The sequence below is a fragment of the Chloroflexota bacterium genome, from assembly GCA_016887485.1.
Classification (GTDB): domain Bacteria; phylum Chloroflexota; class Anaerolineae; order Anaerolineales; family Anaerolineaceae; genus Brevifilum.
Window position 1 is genome coordinate 1,332,967 of sequence record CP069394.1, and the last position, 24,196, is coordinate 1,357,162.

The 24,196-nt window shown below is 44.4% G+C and carries 14 protein-coding genes and 3 CRISPR repeat arrays (1 of these 17 cut by a window edge); of the genes, 12 read left to right on the forward strand and 2 right to left on the reverse strand.

Going from position 1 to position 24,196, the window contains the following annotated elements; all coding sequences use genetic code 11:
- Positions 1–997: direct repeats of the CRISPR family, unit length 37 nt; unit sequence GTGGAAATTTAACTAATCCCCTTCGGGGGATTGAAAC; it begins 1,215 nt to the left of the window's first position.
- An 800-nt stretch (positions 998–1,797) separates the two neighbouring features.
- Positions 1,798–2,449: direct repeats of the CRISPR family, unit length 37 nt; unit sequence GTGGAAATTTAACTAATCCCCTTCGGGGGATTGAAAC.
- Between the two features lie 1,165 nt (positions 2,450–3,614).
- The 12 genes from JR338_06060 (at position 3,615) to JR338_06115 (ending at position 15,045) form a co-directional block, all read left to right on the forward strand.
- A complete protein-coding gene (locus tag JR338_06060) occupies positions 3,615–3,920 on the forward strand; it encodes a DUF4258 domain-containing protein (GenBank protein ID QRN84296.1) in 306 nt (101 codons plus the stop codon).
- 27 nt (positions 3,921–3,947) lie between these two features.
- Positions 3,948–4,424, forward strand: coding sequence for a hypothetical protein (locus tag JR338_06065; GenBank protein QRN84297.1), 477 nt, complete (start codon positions 3,948–3,950; stop codon positions 4,422–4,424).
- Positions 4,425–4,629: 205 nt separating this feature from the next.
- The gene (gene cmr1 / locus JR338_06070; protein QRN84298.1) at positions 4,630–5,628 is read left to right on the forward strand and encodes a type III-B CRISPR module RAMP protein Cmr1; all 999 of its coding nucleotides are present in this window, start codon (positions 4,630–4,632) and stop codon (positions 5,626–5,628) included.
- Positions 5,621–7,486, forward strand: coding sequence for a type III-B CRISPR-associated protein Cas10/Cmr2 (gene cas10, locus JR338_06075; protein QRN84299.1), 1,866 nt, complete (start codon positions 5,621–5,623; stop codon positions 7,484–7,486). The genes cmr1 and cas10 overlap by 8 nt, the downstream gene beginning before the upstream one ends.
- Positions 7,483–8,631, forward strand: a complete 1,149-nt coding sequence (gene cmr3 / locus JR338_06080) for a type III-B CRISPR module-associated protein Cmr3 (GenBank protein QRN84300.1) — start codon at positions 7,483–7,485, stop codon at positions 8,629–8,631. Before cas10 ends, cmr3 begins: the two co-directional genes overlap by 4 nt.
- A 2-nt stretch (positions 8,632–8,633) precedes the next feature.
- Complete coding sequence (gene cmr4 / locus JR338_06085; protein ID QRN84301.1) at positions 8,634–9,566, forward strand: type III-B CRISPR module RAMP protein Cmr4; 933 nt, start codon at positions 8,634–8,636, stop codon at positions 9,564–9,566.
- A 9-nt stretch (positions 9,567–9,575) separates the two neighbouring features.
- Positions 9,576–9,938: a type III-B CRISPR module-associated protein Cmr5 gene (gene cmr5 / locus JR338_06090; protein QRN84302.1), complete on the forward strand. Its 363-nt coding sequence runs from the start codon at positions 9,576–9,578 to the stop codon at positions 9,936–9,938.
- 188 nt (positions 9,939–10,126) lie between these two features.
- A complete protein-coding gene (gene cmr6, locus JR338_06095; protein QRN84303.1) occupies positions 10,127–11,110 on the forward strand; it encodes a type III-B CRISPR module RAMP protein Cmr6 in 984 nt (327 codons plus the stop codon).
- Positions 11,111–11,199: 89 nt separating this feature from the next.
- Positions 11,200–12,024, forward strand: coding sequence for a hypothetical protein (locus tag JR338_06100; protein ID QRN84304.1), 825 nt, complete (start codon positions 11,200–11,202; stop codon positions 12,022–12,024).
- A complete protein-coding gene (locus JR338_06105) occupies positions 12,024–13,679 on the forward strand; it encodes a hypothetical protein (GenBank protein QRN84305.1) in 1,656 nt (551 codons plus the stop codon). The genes JR338_06100 and JR338_06105 overlap by 1 nt, the downstream gene beginning before the upstream one ends.
- 61 nt (positions 13,680–13,740) lie before the next feature.
- Positions 13,741–14,655 (forward strand): DUF1887 family protein, encoded by a 915-nt coding sequence (locus tag JR338_06110; GenBank protein QRN84306.1) that lies wholly within the window; start codon positions 13,741–13,743, stop codon positions 14,653–14,655.
- Positions 14,656–15,045 (forward strand): hypothetical protein, encoded by a 390-nt coding sequence (locus tag JR338_06115; GenBank protein ID QRN84307.1) that lies wholly within the window; start codon positions 14,656–14,658, stop codon positions 15,043–15,045. It abuts the gene before it with no gap.
- A 1,211-nt stretch (positions 15,046–16,256) separates the two neighbouring features.
- Positions 16,257–18,252: direct repeats of the CRISPR family, unit length 37 nt; unit sequence GTTTCAATCCCCCGAAGGGGTTTAGTTAAATTTCTAC.
- 301 nt (positions 18,253–18,553) lie between these two features.
- Here the strand turns inward: JR338_06115 and JR338_06120 are convergent.
- Together JR338_06120 and JR338_06125 are read right to left on the reverse strand one after the other, a co-directional pair.
- Positions 18,554–21,124, reverse strand: a complete 2,571-nt coding sequence (locus JR338_06120) for a type IV secretory system conjugative DNA transfer family protein (GenBank protein QRN84308.1) — start codon at positions 21,122–21,124, stop codon at positions 18,554–18,556.
- A gap of 25 nt (positions 21,125–21,149) precedes the next feature.
- Positions 21,150–24,176: a transglutaminase domain-containing protein gene (locus JR338_06125; protein ID QRN84309.1), complete on the reverse strand. Its 3,027-nt coding sequence runs from the start codon at positions 24,174–24,176 to the stop codon at positions 21,150–21,152.
- Positions 24,177–24,196: the final 20 nt, after the last annotated feature.

Consider the following 24,196-nt stretch of genomic DNA (forward strand, 5'->3'; position numbering starts at 1 on the left):
AATCCCCTTCGGGGGATTGAAACTCTATGCACAGTAATATTAGAGTAGAGGTTATAATTAGTGGAAATTTAACTAATCCCCTTCGGGGGATTGAAACTCTTGATACTCCGTAGAAACCGTTTCTTCCGTTGCCGGAGTCGTGGAAATTTAACTAATCCCCTTCGGGGGATTGAAACGATAGTGGGATGAGGTTATGATGCTCGTCCACCATGGGTTTGTGGAAATTTAACTAATCCCCTTCGGGGGATTGAAACAAGTGGTTTGTGGCCACTCCTCTACCTCTCTTGTATTAGGTGGAAATTTAACTAATCCCCTTCGGGGGATTGAAACTTTAGATTGTTGAGAGCGACATCCTTCTGCAGAGGATGTGGAAATTTAACTAATCCCCTTCGGGGGATTGAAACCCTCAGCGAAGCCCAGGACCATGGTCATCATACTTGGTGGAAATTTAACTAATCCCCTTCGGGGGATTGAAACTCTATGCACAGTAATATTAGAGTAGAGGTTATAATTAGTGGAAATTTAACTAATCCCCTTCGGGGGATTGAAACTTTCAATGGGAATACGAAACCAAATGGTTCCGAGACCGTGGAAATTTAACTAATCCCCTTCGTGGGATTGAAACAAAATGTAATCTAACATTTCTTCTCCTTTAAATACTTGTGGAAATTTAACTAATCCCCTTCGGGGGATTGAAACGATTACATACTGAGAGAGAGACTCTTGTTCTTCAATTGTGGAAATTTAACTAATCCCCTTCGGGGGATTGAAACACACCCGGCGAGTAAACTCGCCACTACAAATACAACCGTGGAAATTTAACTAATCCCCTTCGGGGGATTGAAACTAGATTATTGGACCCAGACTGGACTGTCGAATCCATTGTCGTAGAAATTTAACTAAACCCCTTCGGGGGATTGAAACCCTTTCCCCTAGTTACTAGGAACCCGTATGGTTTAAGTAGAAATTTAACTAAACCCCTTCGGCCCCCTACGCGGGTGCTTCGCGAGGGATTGAAACAGTTTCGAGCATATAGCGCACAGTGTCTGCTGGTGAGTGGAAATTTAACTAATCTCCTTAGGGGGATTGAAACGGCCGGACTTCTTCGGGTGCGCCTGGGATGTCGAGGGCGGAACTTAAACTAATCCCCTTCGGCCCCCTGCGAGGGTGCTGCGCGAGGGATTGAAAGCGCGGGAGGTCACCTACTTCGTATGAGATGGGTGTGCTTGGACAGCCAGTGCATGGTATGTGCGCAAAAAACCAAGTATAGAAGTTTGGTATAATTTTCAGAGGATACCTAATCCCCTTCGGGGGATTGAAACAATTTCATCGCCGCGACGTTGGTATTGAGTGCACTCATGCATGGAAATGTATATAATTCCTTTCGGCCCCCTGCGAGGGTGCCTCGCGAGGGACTGAAACCAACAACTATCCCACTGAATGGTTCCACTACAACATCCGTGGAAATGTATATAATTCCTTTCGACCTCCAGTGTCGGGGGTGATTGTTGGATGAAATTATTACCAGGAACCGAGCGAGATGGGGGGTATGGGCACTTTTGGAGGTTCTCGGTTTTTAATGTTGGTTATCCCCCATATATTGCAGGCGAGAGCGCCATCGACCCCCATATGTGGGGTTTGTGGAACCTTAAAAACCGAGCGAACCCCCCATTTTAGGGGGTTAATGAGTCGCTCGGTTTTTAAGAATATCAAGCAGTTTGGAGAAATGTATTGAATCTCTATCGTATTCACTTGAATTTTTCTCAAATCTGGTTTAAAATTCTAAAAGGTGAGAGCGTGGAAATTTAACTAATCCCCTTCGGGGGATTGAAACTCATCAAGCTTTCGAGACCAGCAATTGCAATTGGAAAAGTGGAAATTTAACTAATCCCCTTCGGGGGATTGAAACGTTGCTGGTGTTCCTGCTGCTGGTGTTCCTGCTGCTGTGGAAATTTAACTAATCCCCTTCGGGGGATTGAAACTTTTACACATACTACTTCATGTATACATTCCGATTCCGTGGAAATTTAACTAATCCCCTTCGGGGGATTGAAACGCTTGTGCCTGTTGGCTGAGTGTCTTGAAGACCTCTAGTGGAAATTTAACTAATCCCCTTCGGGGGATTGAAACCCTCGTGGGGAATTGGATCACCCACAGTTGCGGTCCGTGGAAATTTAACTAATCCCCTTCGGGGGATTGAAACTATATCGGCCTTCTCGATAAAAATTCCAACGTTTCCGTGGAAATTTAACTAATCCCCTTCGGGGGATTGAAACTCATTGGCAAGATCGCCATTGAATTCTGGTGTATATGCGTGTGGAAATTTAACTAATCCCCTTCGGCCCCCTGCGAGGGTGCTTCGCGAGGGATTGAAACACACTTTCATAATGGGAACATCCTTTCCTATTGCCAGTGGAAATTTAACTAATCCCCTTCGGCCCCCTGCAAGGGTGCTGAGCGAGGGATTGAAAGCGAGGAAGTCCACCAATGGCGCATGGGATGGGTGCGCATTGACAATCGGTGGACGGTTTACACACGCAAAAAAACGATTAGTGAAGTTTGGTATAATTTTTAGAAGATGACTTATCCCCTTCGGGGGATTGAAACTGATGCTGTGATGAGTGTGATCATTCTCCATAGATGAGTGGAAACTTAACTAATCCCCTTTGGGGGATTGAAACTTTTCGACGCAGTTTGTGTCATGGTTAACATGTTTTGTAGAAATTTAACTAAACCCCTTCGGGGGATTGAAACTGACTGAAAAGACAGATTCCTCATCAGAAAAACTAAACGTAGAAATTTAACTAAACCCCTTCGGGGGATTGAAACAAAAGCTGTGTGTCGTATACATTCACCTTGAATCTTTCGTAGAAATTTAACTAAACCCCTTCGGGGGATTGAAACTCAGTTTTCTCCGGTCCCCAGATCTGCCAGCGCAAATCTAAAGCGTAGAAATTTATCTAATCCCCTTCGGGGGATTGAAACTTGAACCACACGGTTGATAAACTCGTTATCAAAGAGTGGAAATTTAACTAATCCCCTTCGGGGGATTGAAACTAGATTGTTGAGAGCGACATCCTTCTGCAGAGGATTATGTGGAAATTTAACTAATCCCCGGCGGCCCTCTACAAGGGTACTACGCGAGGGATTGAAAGCGAGGGAGTCTACCAATGGTGTAAGGGATGGGTAGGCATAGACAGTCGGTGGGCGGGCTGTCCCAATATTGCAACGGTTGGTGTTTGCCTGGGATAACCAGACACCGTAGTTGGATCTAGGGAGCGGGGATTTAGTTAAATCCAATTGAGATCTGAGGAAATCAGCCTCAAACCCAAAATGAAAGTTGATTTCCAAAAAGGAAGTAATGAATTTTGGATTATTATCAGAGGATCATTAATCCCCTTCGGGGGATTTTTTAATTTTCTAAATTCAGTAATCAGGGCGGTTAATTCCCGGAGGGATTATATGAAACAGAAATATTCTGAATACCTCCATGCAAAGACCCTAATCCATCACATCAAAAAAACACATCTCACAAAACCTAAGAAAATCTAAGGCGGCGGCTTCTAGGGCGCAGTAAACTAAGAACATCAAACAACAAGTGAATAGAGGGGGAAATGAAGACACTTACGATCCACGCAACTAAACGAGCTGCACAACGCAATTTATCCAAAGCTGATCTGGAATATGTCATACGACATGGAACCAGAGTCCACAAGGCCGGGGCATGCTTTTACTTCCTGGGCGGTAAAGATATCCCGCCCGAAGATCGCAAAGACGCTGAGTTGGCCAGGCTTGAAGGCACTACGGTAGTTCTTGATCCCGGTCAGAAAGCCATCGTGACAGTCTATCGCAATCGGACCAGCGGATTGAAAGGAATTCGGCACAAACAAGATTATCTGGGCGTAGCAAATCAATTCTGAGATAACGTAATTTAGGGGGAATTCGAGATGGAATGCAAACAGTTTGAAATTCAGGGTTATTTTGAGTCAGCTATTTTTGATGGCAACTTTGACTCGATCAAAACAAGTTTTGAGGGATCCACTTTTTGGGCGGCGGATATCCTTGAAAAAGCAGGTGCAAAGCGGCGCCTTATTGAGATCATCCAACGTTACAATCGACGCCATCCCTGTCGGGTGGTCAGGCCGAAGGGACAATCAGCCCTTGTCGTAGCACCGATTGGGAAAAAACAATGTCTGGCATATCGCCTCGAGCCATCGCCGGAGGGAAAGACGAGGATTACGCCTGTACCTTTCCTAATGACCAGGGACAAAATTGGAATCGTGGTCATCCTGACACTCGGTTTCATCCTGCCGGCGCTCCTAACACCCTTTGTGTGGCGTAATTATGAGCAGAAAAACCTCCGGATGTCCCGATATTACCTGATCAGTTTTTGTCATTACCTCGAAAGCCGGTTTGCTGCATGAGGGGGAGCAAGCTGGCAGGGGCGGCTTCGGCCGCCCCAGTTTCATCAATTTTCATAAATAATGTGTAGAGTGAAACTTGGATAAATTATTAAAATATTGTACTTAAGCCTAAATTTATTCGAAAATTCAATTTAAATACGATATAATTATCGCATTGAGGGAAAAATAAATTAGCGAAGCCCATTGGATTGGACGGGAGGATACGTTGAATGAAATCCAATTATTGCTGGAAGCAGTAACACCCATTTTTCTATTTGGAGCTGCCACAGGAAATAACGCTCAACCGGAATTGAGAGGGGCTCCTTTCCGTGGTCAGCTTCGTTACTGGTACAGAACTCTATATCCAAATTGTTCTTCAGAGAATCTCCTAAGGCTTGAAGCACAGGTGTTTGGATCTACCGAGATAGGCTCCAGGGTGAGTGTCATCACTAAACCTAAAAATTCGAGAAGTATGCCTGTGAATGCGAAGGTCGTTCTTCCCCACCGTAATCATGGTCGGTTTACACTAAAAGCATTTTCAGAAGGTTCTCAATTTTACTTGACCACCCGGGTGAAGGATAGAGCCTCCATAGATCCCTTGCTCAAATCCCTGCTGCTCCTGCTCAATTTCAGTGGCGTTGGTAAAAGGGTTCGCCGGGGTTTTAGCAGCCTGAAAGTCCTGGAGATGTCAGCTGACACCATTCCTGATGAATATCAACAGGGACTGGATCTCCTGGGGGCAAGTGAATTTAAGAACGTGGCTGAAATCAGACAGCATTATTCTTCCCTACTTTCCCATGTCCTGAATGATCGATTCAATTCGTCTACCACCATTGCTGGCTTTCCCCAGGATGATGTTAGCCATTCATACCCAGCTTTTGCTGATGGCTCCTGGTGTGCCCTGGTGACCGAACAATCGCTAGGCAATGATTATAAGGAGGCAATGGAAAACTTTTGGCATAGACATTTACGATCGGATGTGATCATTGATCATCCAAGAGATAGAGCGTTCGGTTATGCTAATGGCGGTCGACGTGCATCACCTTTCCATCTGCATATGGTCAGGGCGAAGGATGGTTTTCACTTAGTCTTGATAGCCTTCAATGCCAGCCCAATGCCGACAACCGATTCCTGGAAAAAACATTATAAACTTTATCAATCCTGTTTGAATGCGTATGGTGGAGCAATCTTCTTTTCTCCAGAAAGGGACAACAACGATGCCTAACCCTTCTGACCTCGTCCTTTTTACATTTGGCCCTATCCAACCCTTCATCGCAGCTTCCCGCCGAACCCAGGACCTGGCCGTTTCTAGTCTAATCCTCTCTTCTCTGTCGCATGCAGGTTTATCCTATATTACAGAAAACCCAGATACTGAACCTATTTTTCCAATGCAGGGTGCTGAAAATTGGGAAAAACGATTGCCAAACCGCCTGGTTTTTCTGACATCGGAAGGACAGGGGAAAATCCAGGCAGAGGAAGTGGAAAAACGGGTCAAAGGTCGGTGGAATAACATTGCCGTCGCTGTGAGATCGTACCTTGCAGGGAAGACATCCAATACAAGCTGGTTCAATGACTGGGATACCCAGGTGGAAGAATGGCTGGAAATTTATTGGGTAACTGTCCATTGGGATGGCAAAGACCAGACCTACCTGCATACATTCCAGACTCTAAACCTGGCAATTGATGCCCGTAAAGCTGTCCGATCTATTCGATCCACGCCGCAACCAGGGACAAAAGGCGCTTTGGTTGGGACCTTATCGGCCATCGGGGTGGAACAGGACATCTGGCGTGAAATCAGTTCCAAAATCAGCAAGGTTCAGCTCAAGGATAATGAAGTACTCTCCGCAATTGGTGCAATCAAGCGTTTTGCGGATCAGGCAGAAGTGCCAGGGATCGACCTGGATCGGTTCCCGTCAACAGGTTCCATAGCTGTCTCTTCCTTCAAACAGGAGATTCTGGATAATTGGATTTCCTTGGAACCCCAGGTAGCGGAATTTGTCACAGCAGTCGATGATCTGGGGTTGATGACATTTTCTAAACCGGAGCCTTTTACCAGGCACCTGAAATCCAGTCAGGGAGATCCCGATAAAAATAAGCTCCTTCAGTTGGATGGAAATTATTTCTTCCGTGATTTTTTCACTTTGGAAAAAGTCAATGCCAACAGGAAGGATACGCTGGGGGATATGGAGACCAGCGATCAAACCTCCAGCCTGATCAAGGCGGGATCCAAATCCCTTACTGCGCTATTTGATAAAATCGCATCATTACCATCGGAAATTTCCATATCTATTCCAAAACCAAACGCCTATTATGCTGCTCTCGTGATGGATGGTGACCATATGGGGCAGATGATTGACAATGCGGGATCATTGGAAAAACATAAGGAAATCAGCAGGACGATGTCATCAACAGCCAATGATTTCCAGAAGATCGTTGAAGAAGACCATACCGGGATACTGGTTTATTCAGGTGGTGATGACGTCCTGGCTTTATTGCCAATTACCTGTGCCCTGGATGTTGCCAAAGAAATCCGTGAAAAGTTCCAGAAAAACATGCAGACGATTGGGGTGGAGGCTGACATGAGTGGCGGGGTTGCAATTATGCACAATCAATCCCCGTTGGAAACAATTTTGCAGGAGGCACGCAAAGCAGAACACCAAGCTAAAGAAACCTATGGCAGGTCTTGCCTGGTGGTCTCAGTACTTAAAAGATCTGGTGAAAACTTATCTGCCGCAATGAATTGGTCAGATGATCCCCAATATGACCCGCCAATAAGCGATTTGATCCAGTATTTCTCTATGGGCTGGCTTTCAACAAAGTTCGTGTACGACCTTCGTAGTGAGATCAACGCACTAGTTGAAAATCTGCCAGGATTGGAGCTTGAAATTAAGCGGCTCGCAAAACGGCATATTGATCCCGATGTTCAGAAGTCAACTCAACCCCAAATTGATGTAGATTTATTTGCGGACCGACTACTTAAATTTATCCCTTTGATGCCGCATGAAAAAATGATTCAAGCGATGGTGGATTGGATGGATTGGCTGATGATCGCAAGATTCATTGCCAAAGGAGAGCGCGCATGAGCTGGTTTTATATTGAACCTTCCGATGTGTTATTCTTTAGGGATTCAAGGCCATTTGGCGCAGGGGAAGATCACCTTGCAACCAGTATTTTTCCCCCAAATCCCAGAACTGTAGCGGGTGCATTTCGCTCCTTATATCTGGGTCATTCAAAGGTAGACTGGAAGGATTTTACCAAAAGCGCCCCTTCGGCCGCATCTGTCCAATCGGTAATCGGCTCACCTGCAGGTTTTGAGGATTCGGCTTTTACAATGCAGGGGCCCTTCCTTGTGTACCGCACCGGGAATCTCTTCAACCTTCACACAAAACTACCCAGTGATTCTTACTTAATTCCAAAAGAAGTTTGGGCGCAGGGCCATAAGGAATTTCAATCTTACTCTCCGGTCAAGAGCAGCACATTTTCAACAAACTGGCCCAAATCCTCTCTACACCCACTTTGGCCGCCCAATGGTGAAAGGAAAGATAATCCAAAGGAAATTTATTGGCTCCAGGTGGATGGTATTTCATCTTATAAAAAGGGAGGTGCCTTCTCAGCTAAACTTGAAAGTGAAGTCATCAGTTTTGAGCCTAGGATTGGAAACGCTCGGGATAGGATCACTCATTCAACCCGGGATGAACATCTATACCAGGCGACCTACATAAGGATGAAACCTTCCTACGGGTTCCTTGTTCGCCTGAATAAAGAATTCGACACTCTTCCAAATAAGGGGAATTTGATCCTCGGAGGTGAATTCAAAGCCGCCAATTACGAAAGAGTTAAAACGGATATCAATTTCAATTTCGGTCTAGAAAAAGCCACAAACCGATTAAAAGTAGTGCTCATGACCCCAGCATTCTTTACAGCAGGCTGGGAACCCGCAAGGTCCGATTGGTCCTCTGTGCTGGGAATTCCGGCTAAATTAATTGCGGTCGCACTAGGGAAACCCCTTTATCTTGGCGGATACGATGTTGCTCGTCATAAACAAAGGGCTATCTATCCCTTTATCCCGCCTGGAAGTGTATTTTTCTTTGAAACTGATAAACCAATTCAACAATTGAATAGGCCATTTACAGAAAGTCCTACCCCGGAAATGCCCTTAGATCGAATGGGTTATGGTCAGGCATTTTTAGGACAATGGGATTGGCAAACTCCTGAGGAGGAAAACTAGGCATGTACTTAAAATCAAATATTCTTTACCTGCACGCAGAAACACCCCTTCATGTCGGCGCTGGCTCTGGGTTAGGAGCAATTGACTTGCCAATCCAGAGAGAAAGGCCTACATCCTATCCAATGATCCAGGCCAGCGGTATCAAAGGTGCGCTTCGTGATGCGCTGCGAACAGAACCAGCGCCAATTATTGAAGCAGTCTTTGGGCCAGATCCTGGAGAGAACGGAAACAAAGCCCATGCCGGTGCTTTTAGTCCCGGCGATGGCCGAATCCTGCTCTTCCCTGTCAGGAGCCTGAAAGGTGTTTTTGTCTGGGTTACTTCAGCCAATATCCTGCAAAGGTGGGCTAGAGATATTGAAGAAGTCACCGATCTGAGTTCTGTGTTGAATAATTTCATAGGGCCAGCATCAACAGATGATGTTGATTACTGTTATGCCAGCTCTCCCAATGTTTTAACCGGCCGGAATAACGTGATCCTGGAGGATTTTACTATCAGAAACCAACCGCATGAAAAGATCCAAACAATTGCCAAACTCCTGGCAGAAAGGGTGTTTTCCTCCCATCTGGATCCATATTGGAAAGAATTATTACAGACGAACCTGGTTATCCTTCCTGATGATGCCTTTACTGATTTCGTAAAGTACACAACTGAAGTGATCACTCGCACCCGCCTAGAACCCGACACTAAAACTGTGGTCCGCGGCGCCCTATGGAACGAAGAATACCTCCCCATGGAGACTGTTCTCTACACGCCAATCCGGGCAACCCGGGTGCGGATGAATGAGGATGATATTCCAGCTGATTTCAGTGGAGAACCCGAAGAACAGGCCCGGAAGGTCCTGAATTGGCTCAAGGAAAATCTCGGGAAAAAGCTCCAGCTTGGAGGAGACGAAACAGTTGGCCGTGGTCTAGTGAATTTGAATTGGGAATCGTAGGAGAGAGCGATGAGAAATTTAGATCAAAAACGAGCCCAAGTTGCCCTGAATTACATTGATAATGTCCCCTCGGATCAGCAGAAGGATTATGGTTCTGCAGCTAAAAGCCTTTCCATGATGGTTCAAACCAATGGCCTCGCCCAGACACTTGCTTTTCTGAAATCCAAAGCCCCCGAAAAACCCGCATATCGGCTGCTTTCAACCCAACTTTCCGATTGGTTGAATGAAAATCTCCGCGACCTGGAAAACCCTGGCGATTTTCTGGATTGGATTGTAGACCAGAATTCAGGAATCTATCGAAGAGCGAGCAGCGAAGCCATTGAATTCAGCATTTGGCTGAGGCGTTTTGTTGAAGCACAAGGTTGGGAATAGTCACTTAAAAGGCGAGGCCAATGGCTAATATTACTGCAATAAATCGAGAATACGCACTCCCCAGAGATACACAAGAATCTGCCCTTGCAGAGAGTGTTAATTGTAAAAACCTTGGGTTGCTCTTGGATAAGTATCAACCCTGGTGTAAGTGTAGTTATAACATAGGTCCAGATAATTGGGACCTTTGCATGAAATATAGAGACAATCACCATGATTTAAAATTTGCGGATTCCAGCGAAGCAAAAGGGTATTGGCTCAATCCAAACACCAAGTTTAATGTTGAAGAGCCCCCAAGGCAATTACGTGCCAACGATCGATTCGACAATGAATTGTTCAAAAAATTCCTTTCTCGATATCTTGGCGCACTTCCTGAAAGAAGCTTCCCTCTAAAAACTAGAAACCGGTTGATTATAGGATTGGGTGGTAAGGGAACCCTTGAAATGGGGATCACTTTGCACCATCTTTATGGCTTTCCTTATATCCCCGGGTCTGCTCTCAAAGGGCTTGCCAGATCTTATGGAATTAATATTATCGCTGAAATGTTTGAGATTCCACATCTTTCTGGTGAAGATCTCCTGAGAATCAAAGAGGATAAGAACCTCCCTAAGCCACCCCTGCAAATTCTGGATAGGCTGTTGGAGCTGCCTCTCGATGAAAAAGCGCCGCGGGTTCAATATCAGGAACAGCTTGTTGCCATCAACTCGGTGTTTAAAGATCAGCTAAAAAACAGTCCTTATTTGTCATCCGACAGCGCAATCCATGAATACTCTCTTGATGAATTTATCAATTCTGACATATTCAAAGGATTCCGGGCTATTTTTGGAACAATGGGCCATGCTGGGGATATCATTTTCTTTGATGCGTTCCCGCTAACCATTGAAAATATCATTGTGGCTGAGATCATGACTCCCCACTTCGCTGATTTTTACCAGCAGAAAAAGCTTCCAAATGGGGAACAACCCATATTTCCATCGGAGGATCAATCTCTCCACCCATTGGTATACCTGGCTGTCAGGGAAGGAACCCCGTTCGCCTTTTGTCTGAGTTCGAGACAGAAAGATAAAAAGGATTCCTTCCTACTCAAAAGTGCCAAGAACTGGTTATATAAGGGACTCAGGGACTTCGGTCTCGGTGGGAAGACTTCCAGCGGCATGGGCTTATTCTCAAAGTAAGTGCGAGCCATGCCTTGGTTGAAAATGTCAATGGAAATAGTATAGAGTTGGTTTGATCCATCAGTGAGATTACCCTTTTAGGAGCAGAAATGAATAAATTCATTGTCACTTGTGGGACATCTCAAATCGATCCTTCAATATTTAAAATCCTTGATAAAAATTTAGCTAAAGAATATGACGGTTGGGGTTTTGAAGCATTCTTTAGGAATCATCCGTTAGAAGTCCCACCAAATTTCCTCCAATGGGTAGATGGTTCTCTTCTCAAGAAGTATCAGATTGTAATAAAAGGTGACCTGGATTCTCTGGATGAAAAAATTGGTAAGGGAAACAATCCCCTTGGGGCAGAGCTAAGCACGCTGCACCTCTTAAAGAATCGAGAGACAGGTGTCCGATGGAACCCTAAGGAAGACAGGATCATTCTCATCTCATCAGAGACTGGAAAAGGACAGTCGGTAGCAAGTCTGATTAAACGCCTCCTCCAGGGTGTATATGGTTTGGAAGAAGGCCAGATTGATATCAAGGTTGTAAAAGATTTACGGGAGAAACCCGCAAATAGTGATTCGACCTTGATGAATTTTGCAAATAATATCTTACAATCCATTGACATCGATAACGAAGAGGAATTTAAAAAATATTCCCATTATGTACTCGCTATTAGCGGTGGATTCAAATCAACCATTCCATGTATGACCCTCGCATCTTTCTTTTTTGGCATTGAAATGGTTTATGTTTATGAAGATTCGGACGGTTTACAATCTTTACAACCAAAATATGACCTTTCGACAAAAACGAAGAAAGAATTCTGGGGTCAGTTCTGGAAAGAACTTGCAGCCCAAGGTGTTCAGAATAAACCGAACTGCATGACCGTTCTACTCCATAAAAGGTATGAGAAGAGAAACCGCAGGTACTTCTAATGTTAAAAATATTCCCTTTTTCTTCCTTGTCCGGTAAACCTTCTGGTGATCTCTGGTCCATTTTGCTGGAAGTCAGCAACCAGCCGGAGCCAGAACCCGGCAATGCTGATACGATTTCCTGCAATGTAATTAATGTCAATTTAAATGATGCTTATCACAAATTTAGCCTGACAATAGAAAACCAATTAAGGGAAATTTTCAATCCGGACGGAAACAATCCTGTTTTTTCAAATTTCTCAGATCAAAATATCATAAAGGATAATGGGTATATTCTAGAATCATCCAAACAGGGGGTAAGTTCAACCAGGCATGAAGACATCACATCCAATATTCAATTAGCAGCGATTTATAAAGCGTTATTCCAGTTCCTGGTGCAGGATAACCGGGCGAAGAAACTTGACGCAGAACTGCTGATGGTTATCTCCCTCTGGCAATGGTTTTCTTTTCTAAAAATTATCACCGATTCTAAATTCAATGAAATGATAAAAACGAGAAAACCAACCAATCTGAATTTCTTAGCAAATATTAAAGGTTTTTTTTGCAAACAACCTGAGATGGATCTCTCAAGTATCCCACTATTAGATGAGCTGGCATATGCCTATAAGACCATGAATAATATTATCCAAGATCCTGATTACTTTGATATAATCCCCAGAATCAATGAATTTGGGTCAGGCATTTCTCTACCCTCTGGCCTCGATGAATTCATGGCTTATTCTTTAGTGCTGACACCCCTGCCGGTACACCCCAAAATGGAGATCGAATTCCGAAAACCTCTACCTGCTCCAGGCCTAACAAAAAGAGATAGCTTTGATTGGAAATCGGTGATTCTTCATCCGGTCTTCAAAAATCACCGACCAGCAAGCGTTGCTGTCATTCGCCTTGTCACGCATTATGCCCTACCAAGCTATGATTTTGATGCAAGCTTAAACCTTGCTCACCTTATGAAAACAAATGACCCACTATGGATCAAAAAGCCAACCTGGCTCTTTATTTTGGTGCTTGCAGCTCTTTCATTGATTCCTGGTTTGATTCTAAATATTACTTCACCTCTTGATGTCATCTTCTTTTCAGTCAACACAATGCCGACCTCGATCGCATACCTATTATTCTTTATTGGATTGGCGGCAGCGATCTTCTATATACTAAAAACCTTTTCCTTTGAATTGATCATCCATTTACTTCTGCCACGAGTATGGGCCGGGATATTAGTCGGTTATTCCGCCCTTATATTTGAATCCAGTTCAGTTGAAATCACCTGCGCATTATGGAATAGCAAATTTCTTGGAGTACGATTTCTTTGGATTCCTATCTTACTAGCTTTCACTTTAGCTGTCAGCTGGATTTATCTTTATCATGACATCCTCCCTTGGGCAATTGACCCCAAAGAAACCAGGACTCGGACAGCCCAAACCCTGGGATTGACATTCCTATTATCCATTTTTATTGGATTGATTGTCATCCCTCTCTCCACTTTGGCTTACACAACGTCAGATTATTGCTGTCAAATATTGATAAATAATATTCCTGGGGCAATTTCAGTTCCCCAATTGATTGTCTTCATCCCCCTTGCTTATATCACGGGCCTGATCAGCCAGTTCATCTTCGAGGAGAAACCGCTAACGACCTCTGTTTGGGCACCTATTCGAGAATAATTTCTACTCTTGATATTATGCTCATCATCCACTTTTCTGAAAATGTGAAAGAAACTTCATTATGTTGCTAATATCATTTCTTGGAGAACAACCTCTTCCCACCTTGCTGCCACTCTGGAATGATCCCAGGTTCACGGCTACCTGTGTGGTGCCAACTGAGAAGACGGAAGACCTGGGTAAGATCGTGACCACATTCATCCAAAGCGACCCCGATCTATCCTGTGTTCAGGTGCTGCCTTACTTCAAAGTATCTGCGTATGATCTAGATAAGGCCAAGCAGACCCTTGTGAAACAGATTGGGCTGCTCCAAAATTCCTGCGACGAGCCTGTTTGCATCAACCTGACTGGCGGCACAAAGATCATGACCATGGCGGGGATGATGGCTGCTTATGAAATGGGTTACCAAATGCTCTATGTGGCGACAGAGAATAATGAGATCCTCCATCTCACGCCCGGTGTCCCCGATCCCGAAGTTGTTCCTTTAGATGTCAAAATAACCATTGATCAATATTTCTCTGCCTACGGAATCGAATCCAGCCTTGACCAAAGCTTTACCAATCCTGATGAGCACACCTACCATCCTCCCAAAATTGGAGATGAATTAGAAGAAGTTGTTTACCGACATGCCGTTGATTCAGGATATTTTAACGACGTGAAGAAAGGCCTCTTTATTAGAAAAGCGATGGGCTTTGAACAGCCATTGCTTCATGAGTTGGATGTGGTTGTCATCAAGAATGGCCGGCTGGCTGTATGTTCCTGCAAATCCGGAAAATATAACCCAAAATTCCTGGCTGAGCTGGAAGCACTCACCGCCAGAGAGAAATTCGGGATCTACTGTGGTAAGGTTTTTGCCAGCGGGGAAGATTCCTTGACTGATTATCGAAAAAAAGAATTCAGACAAAATAAGGTAAAGTTGATCTATGGCGACCGGCTCCCTTATGTTGCGGATTACCTTCTGCTTTCTATGGAGCGCTAGATGTTCCTGATCAACTTTGGTTACCCTCTTGCGGATCTTCAAAAAGCAAGGATTGAAGAACTGCTCTCCCATAATATCGGAGGGTATTTCCATATACCGGTTCAATTCGATAACGACATTTCCTTTGAAGAACAGGTTGAGAAATTACTTGCCAATAGTGATTTACCTTATCAGGAGTTCATGACCCACCCGCTGGCGATTATCCTTCCTTCCCATGCCTACATCGCCGCGCTGATCCTGATAGAAATCCAGGCCAGGATCGGACGCTTTCCAGCCATCATCCGTTTCAAACCAAAGCCGGAGAGCTTGCCATTGGAATACGAAGTGGCGGAGGTTGTGGACCTGCAGCATCTACGGGACACCTTAAGGAAAAAGCGATCAAATCAGTAGGAGCTATTTGATTTAATCTATACTTCACAAGAAATCCCCCAGCTGGGGGATTTCTTGTTTCTTATGCTTTGATTAATCACGGCCAATAGGAGATGCCAACCCTTTTAATCCCTCGCTCAGCACCCTCGCAGGGGGCCGAAGGGGTTTAGTTAAATTTCTACAAATCCAAACTTCGTTCCTGCCAAAGGGCGTTAAAAGACGTTTCAATCCCTCGCGCAGCACCCTCGCAGGGGGCCGAAGGGGATTAGTTAAATTTCCACGCATTTCCGTTAGGAAGATGCAATGGTTTGTTAGTGTTTCAATCCCTCGCGCAGCACCCTCAAAGGGGGCCGAAAGGGGATTAGTTAAATTTCCATGTGTTGTTCGATGCTGACACTCAGCGGGCAGGTGATGGGTTTCAATCCCCCAAGGGGGATTAGGTATCCTCTGAAAATTATACCAAACTTAATTAATTGTTATTGTGCACACAACTCGTCAATCGGCTGTCCATACATACCCATCTCATACGATATTAGTGGCCTCCCGCACTTTCAATCCCTTGCGCAGCACCCTCGCAGGGGGCCGAAGGGGATTAGTTAATTTTCCACTGTGGCATCCTCAGTGCTGGCAATGATTTCACTGATCTCCGTTTCAATCCCCCGAAGGGGTTAAGTATATTTTACACCAACTTCCGAGCCACTATTGGTCACTAAACGGTCGGGTTTCAATCCCTCGCGCAGCACCCTCGCAGAGGGGGCCGAAGGGGGTTAGTAAAATCTCCACAAGACGTGGCCTGTTGTCCTGTGTCAGCTTGCAGCGTTTCAATCCCCCGAAGGGGATTAGTCAAATTTCCCTAATATGTCTTCGGACACCTTGAAGCACCTGATAAATTATTTCAATCCCCCGAAGGGGTTATTTTATTCTACACCAATTTCCTGGCCATCGTTGGTCAATTAACTGCCAAGGTTCGGTCCCTCGCGCAACACCCTTGCAGGGGGCCGAAGGGGATTAGTTTTTTTCCACATACCCCACTCCTAATATGAGACTAAGCACCTACTTTGTTTGTTTCATTCCCCTAAGGGGATTAGTTAAATTTTCACACTACCAGATAGGGTTACCTCTTTTTTTATGAAATTATTTCATTCTCACGCGCAGTACCCTCGCAGGGGCCGAAGACATTTGGTTTAATTTCCACAGTGGGGCAACCCTTTGAAAGAATTTATTGATGGAGCATTTCAATCCCCCGAAGGAGTTTAGTTAAATTTCTACTCTGGTTACATGACAGATTGGTATCTTGAAAATTGGTTTCAATCCCCCGAAGGGGTTTAGTTAAATTTCTACATCCGGAGGTTGACTTTGAGGAATGGATTGATCGCAATGTTTCAATCCCCCGAAGGGGTTTAGTTAAATTTCTACGAGTGCTTCGATGCAAATGGTAACCGCGAGGTTCCTTGTAACGTTTCAATCCCCCGAAGGGGTTTAGTTAAATTTCTACATTCCTACCGAAGTCCCCACCCCTACAGCTACTGCAGTACCTGTTTCAATCCCCCGAAGGGGATTAGTTAAATTTCTACTGAAAAGGCACATTGTTTCTGGCTATTTTGCCAAGTGTTTCAATCCCCCGAAGGGGATTAGTTAAATTTCTACAGGAAGAGCAACCAGAGAGAATGTCAAAAGACAAAAGGTTTCAATCCCCCGAAGGGGATTAGTTAAATTTCTACACAAAATCTCGGCTGGCCATCAAGGCAGTCAGATTAACATTTTGTTTCAATCCCCCGAAGGGGATTAGTTAAATTTCTACTCAAAATATGGACAGTGCTTGGTTTGGAAACTACACGTTTCAATCCCCCGAAGGGGATTAGTTAAATTTCTACAATATGGATTATGGCGTTCCCGCAATAGCAAAGAATTCGTTTCAATCCCCCGAAGGGGTTTAGTTAAATTTCTACCACAGGTAAGAATTTACCTACAAGATATGCTTAAGCAAGTGTTTCAATCCCCCGAAGGGGTTTAGTTAAATTTCTACTGTAAAGCTTGTTCTCGCCTCTCGAGGCGTGAATATTGTTTCAATCCCCCGAAGGGGTTTAGTTAAATTTCTACCCACTCTTACAGCAGACCCGACCCCTGTCCCAACCGTTTCAATCCCCCGAAGGGGTTTAGTTAAATTTCTACTCTAAGAAAGCAATCTTATTGACCGATACACCACAAGTTTCAATCCCCCGAAGGGGTTTAGTTAAATTTCTACTTACCGTCCTTGCAATTGTTGTTGGGATCGGTTTTTTAATGTTTCAATCCCCCGAAGGGGTTTAGTTAAATTTCTACGAATCAAATTCTCTGACTGCCCAGTTTTCAGGGATAAATCGTTTCAATCCCCCGAAAGGGTTTAGTTAAATTTCTACTTAACCGTGTTCGCAGCAATAATAAGTCTTGAGCCAATGTTTCAATCCCCCGAAGGGGTTTAGTTAAATTTCTACTTTGTACAGAGAAAACGAAGAAGATTATTGGAAAAGGGTTTCAATCCCCCGAAGGGGTTTAGTTAAATTTCTACCAGATGATTCAGAATGGCGAGATTCCGGAATGTCCAGATCAAGTTTCAATCCCCCGAAGGGGTTTAGTTAAATTTCTACACTCTATCAAGTGTTTTAGAAAAGAGGATATTATGAGTTTCAATCCCCCGAAGGGGTTTAGTTAAATTTCTACTTTACATATTATCTCGCTGTGGGCTTTGCTGTTGTGTTTCAATCCCCCGAAGGGGTTTAGTTAAATTTCTACGCAGCGTTGCCCGGCTTTGGTGCCAAGTGGGATCGTTTCAATCCCCCGAAGGGGATTAGTTAAATTTCCACTTATGCCCAATAAGAACGGGGTAAATGTTGAGATCACTTTCTATTTCAATCCCCCGAAGGGGATTAGTTAAATTTCCACTTTTGACCTCACCACTCCCAATCCAAATAAACCCAATTTCAATCCCCCGAAGGGGATTAGTTAAATTTCCACAAGGAAATGGTGTGATAGAAGTGGAAAACGAATGTAATATTTCAATCCCCCGAAGGGGATTAGTTAAATTTCCACCCTTTTGTTTGTACGTTAACAAATTGGATTTTTATTCACCTTATTTCAATCCCCCGAAGGGGATTAGTTAAATTTCCACTGTATACCGGTTGTTGGTGATCCATTAGCCAGATACAATTCACATTTCAATCCCCCGAAGGGGATTAGTTAAATTTCCACTGCTCTCACCTTCTAGAATTCTAATATAGTTTTTAGAAAAATTCAAGTTGACATGCATAGGTTGAAACACCTTCATCCTTTTTCCTCAATAATCTTTAGAATCGAGCGAGACAAAATCGTTAAAAACAGGCGAGTCGCTCGACTCTTTTTAAATTCAACCCCCATATATTGGGGTTGTGCGACCCCTTTATGGCCATATATGGGTACACTAGCGCCATTGAGTCGAGCGACTCAAAATCTCCCCCTACCCCCCTTCTCGCTCGACTCCAGGGAATAAAATAGATTGCGATCAGGGCCAATATTAGAGAGCAAGCCGTAATTCATTATCTTCGTTTTCCACTTCTGGCTGCTTCAGGCTTTCCTTGATGATTTCTCTCACTTCAGCCGCTGGACGGCTATATTTACGCCGGGATTCAGCCATCACGAGCTCTTTCACCTCAGGATCCGGAAGACCTGCAGAAGGGATGGTTTGCAGGTTAAAGGGGGGTACATTCTGTCCATTTAATGTGGTTTTGATGCAGGCAGTCCAATTAGGAAAATTCGCCAGTTCATGCCGGGTGAATTGCGGTGAAAACTGCGGCTCCAGCCGAACGGCATCATCTTTACCCACCCGGAAGGACAGCATTGTCCCGACATTTCCGAAGACGGCGTCCATAATCTTGGTATCTTTGATCTGGGAAATGAACTGATTCGCCAAAACCAATGAGACACCAAATTTTCGGGCCTCCGACAGCAGTAAGCCGAAATTCTCGGTTGCCAGAGATTGAAATTCATCCACATAGAGGGTGAACGGTCTCCGCTCCTCAATTTTCTGGTTCCCGCGAGCCAGGATCTCACTTTGGAATTTCGCCATGATGATCAGGCCCAGGAATTGGGCCGTCGCTTCCCCAAGCAGTCCTTTTGCCAGGTTGATCAATAATATCTTCCCGTTATCCATGATCTCACCCAGATCTATGGTCGATTCCTTTTGACCAAAGATCAGTTGCAGCCTGGGATCAAGGATGAAATCATCAAATTTGGAACCAACATACTCCCCCATTGACACATTATCGGCACGGTTGCGATAGGTGTAATTGATCCGCGGCAGTACTTCCTCAACCCAATTTGCCAGAAGAGGTTCATCCCATTTCAATGGCAACCATTTCTTCCAATAATCATCGTTCTGGAATATCTGATAAAACTCGAGCAGAGTGCCTGGATTTTCGGGGTCGGACATTGCCAATAGCAGGTTCATCTGGACATGTTTATAGAAGATCGGCCCAATATAGTTATTGCTCACCTGACCAAAGGTATCATGGAGTAAGCGGTGCATGATCGCTTTGATCTCTCGGGCAATGAAAATCCGTTTGGAAAGGTCGTCACAGGCCAGTAAATTGAACCCCACCGGGAAGGTCATATCCAAGGGATCGAGCAAAACCACATCGTCCACGCGGTCTTGTGGAATGAGGCCAAGTAGTTCATCGTAAAGATCGCCATGGGGATCGATCACAGCGACGCCTTTGTGATTGGCTATATCCCCTAAAATCATAGATTTTAGCAGGGTTGTTTTTCCTGTCCCAGATTGGCCGACGATATAGACATGCTGCCGGAGGTCTTTTTCGGCCAGGTAAATGGGCCTCTCAACACCAAAGGCGGCATTGGTTCCAATCATTTTCTTTTCAATCCCATCCTGATGCGCCAGGGCATTGATCTCTCTGGGTGGGGTGGTTAATTTCGTCTGGTGGGTCTTGAAGTCGACCATACTTAAATTTTCGGCATCAGGGAAACGGAAACCGCAAGTTCCCTGGTAACCGTCAACTAAAAATCTGAATCGTTCGAGTTTTTGCCCAGCAATCGTTTTTCCCCAACTGGATTTCCCGGGCTGAAAGAAATCCTTAGCAAAATTACTCTGATCTTCTTCATCCTCTGGGAAAAGCACATCATAACCGCCCATTTGTAACCGGAGGTCAATATGATCCAGCGCAGAACCTGACCCCACAGATTGAGAGAGAACACTGCCAACTGCTTCAGCGATTCCTCTGCCTATTGGCTCTGAGCTGGCAAGGAAAATCTGACAATAAAAAGGGGCATCCTGGAGGCGAAGAAGTTGATCAATCAGTCCCTGACGGATCAATCTGGCCCGGTCCAAATAGATCTGTCGAAGCGGAATTTCTGCTTTGGGTTGAAAACCTTCCCCTTTAGCGATTTCGGAGATCAGCGCTTTTTCTTCTTCACTATCGAGAACAGTCGGGGTCAGGCAGATATTAAGGATAAATGGATGACCGTTTGAAATTAACAGGCGATAAAGTTGTTCAAAATCAGCTTCACGAGGAGAGAATGGATGAGAAAAATAAACCATATCCTCCTGATTAGGTTTGAAGCCTGGCTCTTCGTTTCTGAGAAAACCGATGGCTTTCTCGGGATGATTACTATTTAGATGGATCGCCGATTCCCTCTTTCTGATTTCACAAAAGTGTGCGCCTTCGAGGAAAGGAGGCGAATACAACCTGATAAAATCCTGGTTATTGGATATCCATTGAAAATCATGATAAGGGAAGGAACTGACCAGGATCGCCCTCATTTGATGCTGGACCTGTTCAACCCGTTTATTTAATTCCCGTTTGGATGTGCCATTCAATATCCCGAACAGGGCAATTTCAACCGCGCTGTGCTGTCCGTTTTCCTGATGCGGGCAATAAACCGTTCTCAATGAGAAGCTCACTGATAAATCCGGGAGGTAGAGCTGGTTAATCAAATCAGAATATTTTTGAAGTCCAGTATGACTCGCTCGACCCGGATCACTTGAAAAAGCGGGAATTGAGACCAGTTGAAGCCCGAAAATTGCTTGTATAGCCTTGCTGCCAATGTCCTGGATGTGAATATATGGATCCATAACGTTATCTATTTTTCCCACCTTTCTATGATTCTTTTGTAATCAGCCGGCTGCACGACTGGATTTTGATATCGGCTGTTTGATAATCTTCAGGAAGCTTTCCTACAGACCACCCGGTCGCTGTCGCTTCAGCATAGTAATAATGATAACCGGAGTCAGAATCTATGGCAAACGAGCCTGGCATATGATCCACTCCAGCTATACCCATTGCACAATGGCCGGGAAGTAGGAGCAGCGCAACGTGGAAACCCAGGCGGTTCATGATGGCTGCTGTCAGGATAGCAACATCTTCGCAATCCCCGACCTGGTCATAGAGCGTTTCAATTGGAGAGCGAGGCCACTCGGTTAATGGAGTTGTATCTTTGTCTAGGGCATATTTAATTCCCTGCTGAACAAAGGCAAGGATTGCATTGGTTTGGTCATACCGTGTCCATTCTGGATGCTGAAGGAATAGATTAAGGAAGCAAGCGGCTAGATAGTTGAGCTCCTGTGAATCCTCCAGGACATATTGATACCACTCAGGTTGATCAAGCCTTTGCTCCAGGCGAGCCAGATGGTAACGTCTCTCATCAACAGGAAGAACAATGCTAAAATCTTCTTCAGGGTTTCCAAATTTCCAAGTAAAAGACCTATCGGTCAGGTTTGTCCCTTCAAGCGTTGGAATTGGGACAAATACGTTTTTCAACTGTTCTTTTTGGTCCTCATTCAATTTGTCGTACGCCCACTGTAAATTTGAATTGAGTTCCGTGAATGCTTCCAGGGGCATCAAGTCCCGAACAGTTACTGCTGTGGCAATCCGCCGGTCATCCACCTGACAGAACTTGATATTCTGCTCTCCAAGGACGGGTTGGACAAATGGCGATGACTTATTTTCGGCCAAGAAATACCTGCGCTTAGTGGAATATTCACTTCCCCCTATTGCATCAAAGTTTGGTCTCATCATCGGTAAAGCCGATCTGATCAATGGAAGATAAGGGTTGAACTCAACCTCATCTGGGTGGGTGGATTGCTCTTTTCGTAATTCCAATCCCTGTTCAAGCACCTGGTCGAGATGATAATCTCGCAGAGGGAGATACAAATCCTTGCTCGCAGCCAGAATAGCCTGACTGAAATTTTCCGCTGACAAATCTTCCCATTGGTCGAACACCTTCTTAGTTACCAGCAGATCCAATACAACCGATTTGATCGGCTGCTGAAAATGTTGGTAAGCCCATTCAGCGAATATTGGGTCAATGGCTGTGCTCCGAAAAGGATCGTATTCATCCGAGGAGTATAGCGTTTTAAAAATATCATTGCCAAAATCGAGCGCTAACAGGTTTTGTGTTTCCTTTAATTTACCATCGAAAGTATCAATCTGAGTTTCAAACTCGCCTAGGTCTTCCTTAATCGCGCTATATGCTAGTTTTATGCTCTCAAGCAAAACAGCTTCAATTCTAGCGGAATGTTCCTCAGCAAGCATCATCAGGATATGCCGCCTGAGACCTTCAAGCTTCAGGTAATTCCTGATAATCCATTCAAGGTTAATTACGATGCTCAAAGGCTTTCGGAAAAACCTCGGCAAGAACCGCCAAAATATCGGTAGGGATTTCGCCTTCTTGAGTATAGTTTGGATTTTCTCAAAATCCTCTTGAATGACATTGGAATTGTCGATAGCATCCAGTTTGTTAATTTGTTTGGTGATTACCTCTGCAGAAGAGATAGTAGTTTCATCCAAACCTTTGAGTATGCGTTTAATCACTGACACACCTTGCGGATAAATCCCTGGATTTCCAACCAGCTCTGATAGGAATTGAACTATTTGACCGAATTTCCCAGAAGCCATCTGGATCGCCTGGGAATCAAACGTCTGCTGGAGATCAAGCAAGATCTCTTTTTTAAACTTCAGGGAATAGTCTGCAACCTCAATTTGCCAAGGTGTATTTCTGATATCCTCGAAATCCATCGGACTCAGATACAAGTGATCAATATTCACATTGATATCAGGAAGTTGCCCCTCATGAGAAACATGGAAGAAATTTTTTCCGGAGGATAATTGTGAATACCATTCTGGTAAATCGCCAAAATAGGCAGTTGCCCGATTTATCAAATTGATCAAATCTGAGTCGGTTCTATGTTCTCCTAAGAAACCTTCGCTAATAATTCTGGATGAGAACAAATCAACGCATTTCTCAATCAAATGATCAGGATCATAGCTCAAACACGATGCCCCGATACTGGAATAGAACGAGCCGTTCTTTTGGATATAACCCATCGGCCGTCCGAAGGACAATGTCTGAGGAATATCCGCAAGCATTAAACCAAGCAAGCTGTTGCCAAACACCAATTCCAACTCATCCACATCACGTGCGTCGTTTCCGTTGGGTTTCCGATAATCGAAAAGATAGGATGAAAGCGTTAACGGCGATCTATCCTTAATCCCCATTGCTTTTAGCATATCCAAAGTGGTTTTATCAGAGACATCCCGATATCCCTTATCGAGAATCAATAAGGATGAGAACAACCCCACCTCATCTTTGTCATCCCGATCTTCCTTATCAGGAAAAATGGATATGTTCAGCATTAAATTACCGAGTGTATTATGAGTCTGTTGCATAATATCCTGAAGCAAAAAGGCAATAGGCATTAATGCAGCAGAGGATAATGCATCAGTCAGATCTGCAACAACATATAAATTGATATTCTTCCCAAGGCGTTTATCTAAATTGATTTCCATCAAGCTATCATGGGTTCTGATTTCATGAAAATGCACATTTAACGATGCTCGAATTTGATCTGCGCTCTTTACCAGATTTTCAATAAATTTCTGTCTCTCGCCAGCCGTGGATGCCAGTGGGAAATTAATTTCAGGGAGAGGTTCCCCATTCTCCTGTAAAATCGAGGCCAGGTCTAAGCCCTTTTCTTGGTCGGTTTCATAAAGAGCCACAAATTTGGTGATCTTCCTTCTAGTCGGATCGGAGTCGAAATATGATTTTGATACACGAGTAAGAATCTTTTGGGCAAACGGCCCAATGCCAATGACAAGTGCAGGTGAAACCTTTGTTTGTTTTTCCATTCTAGAACCCCCCAGTGGGA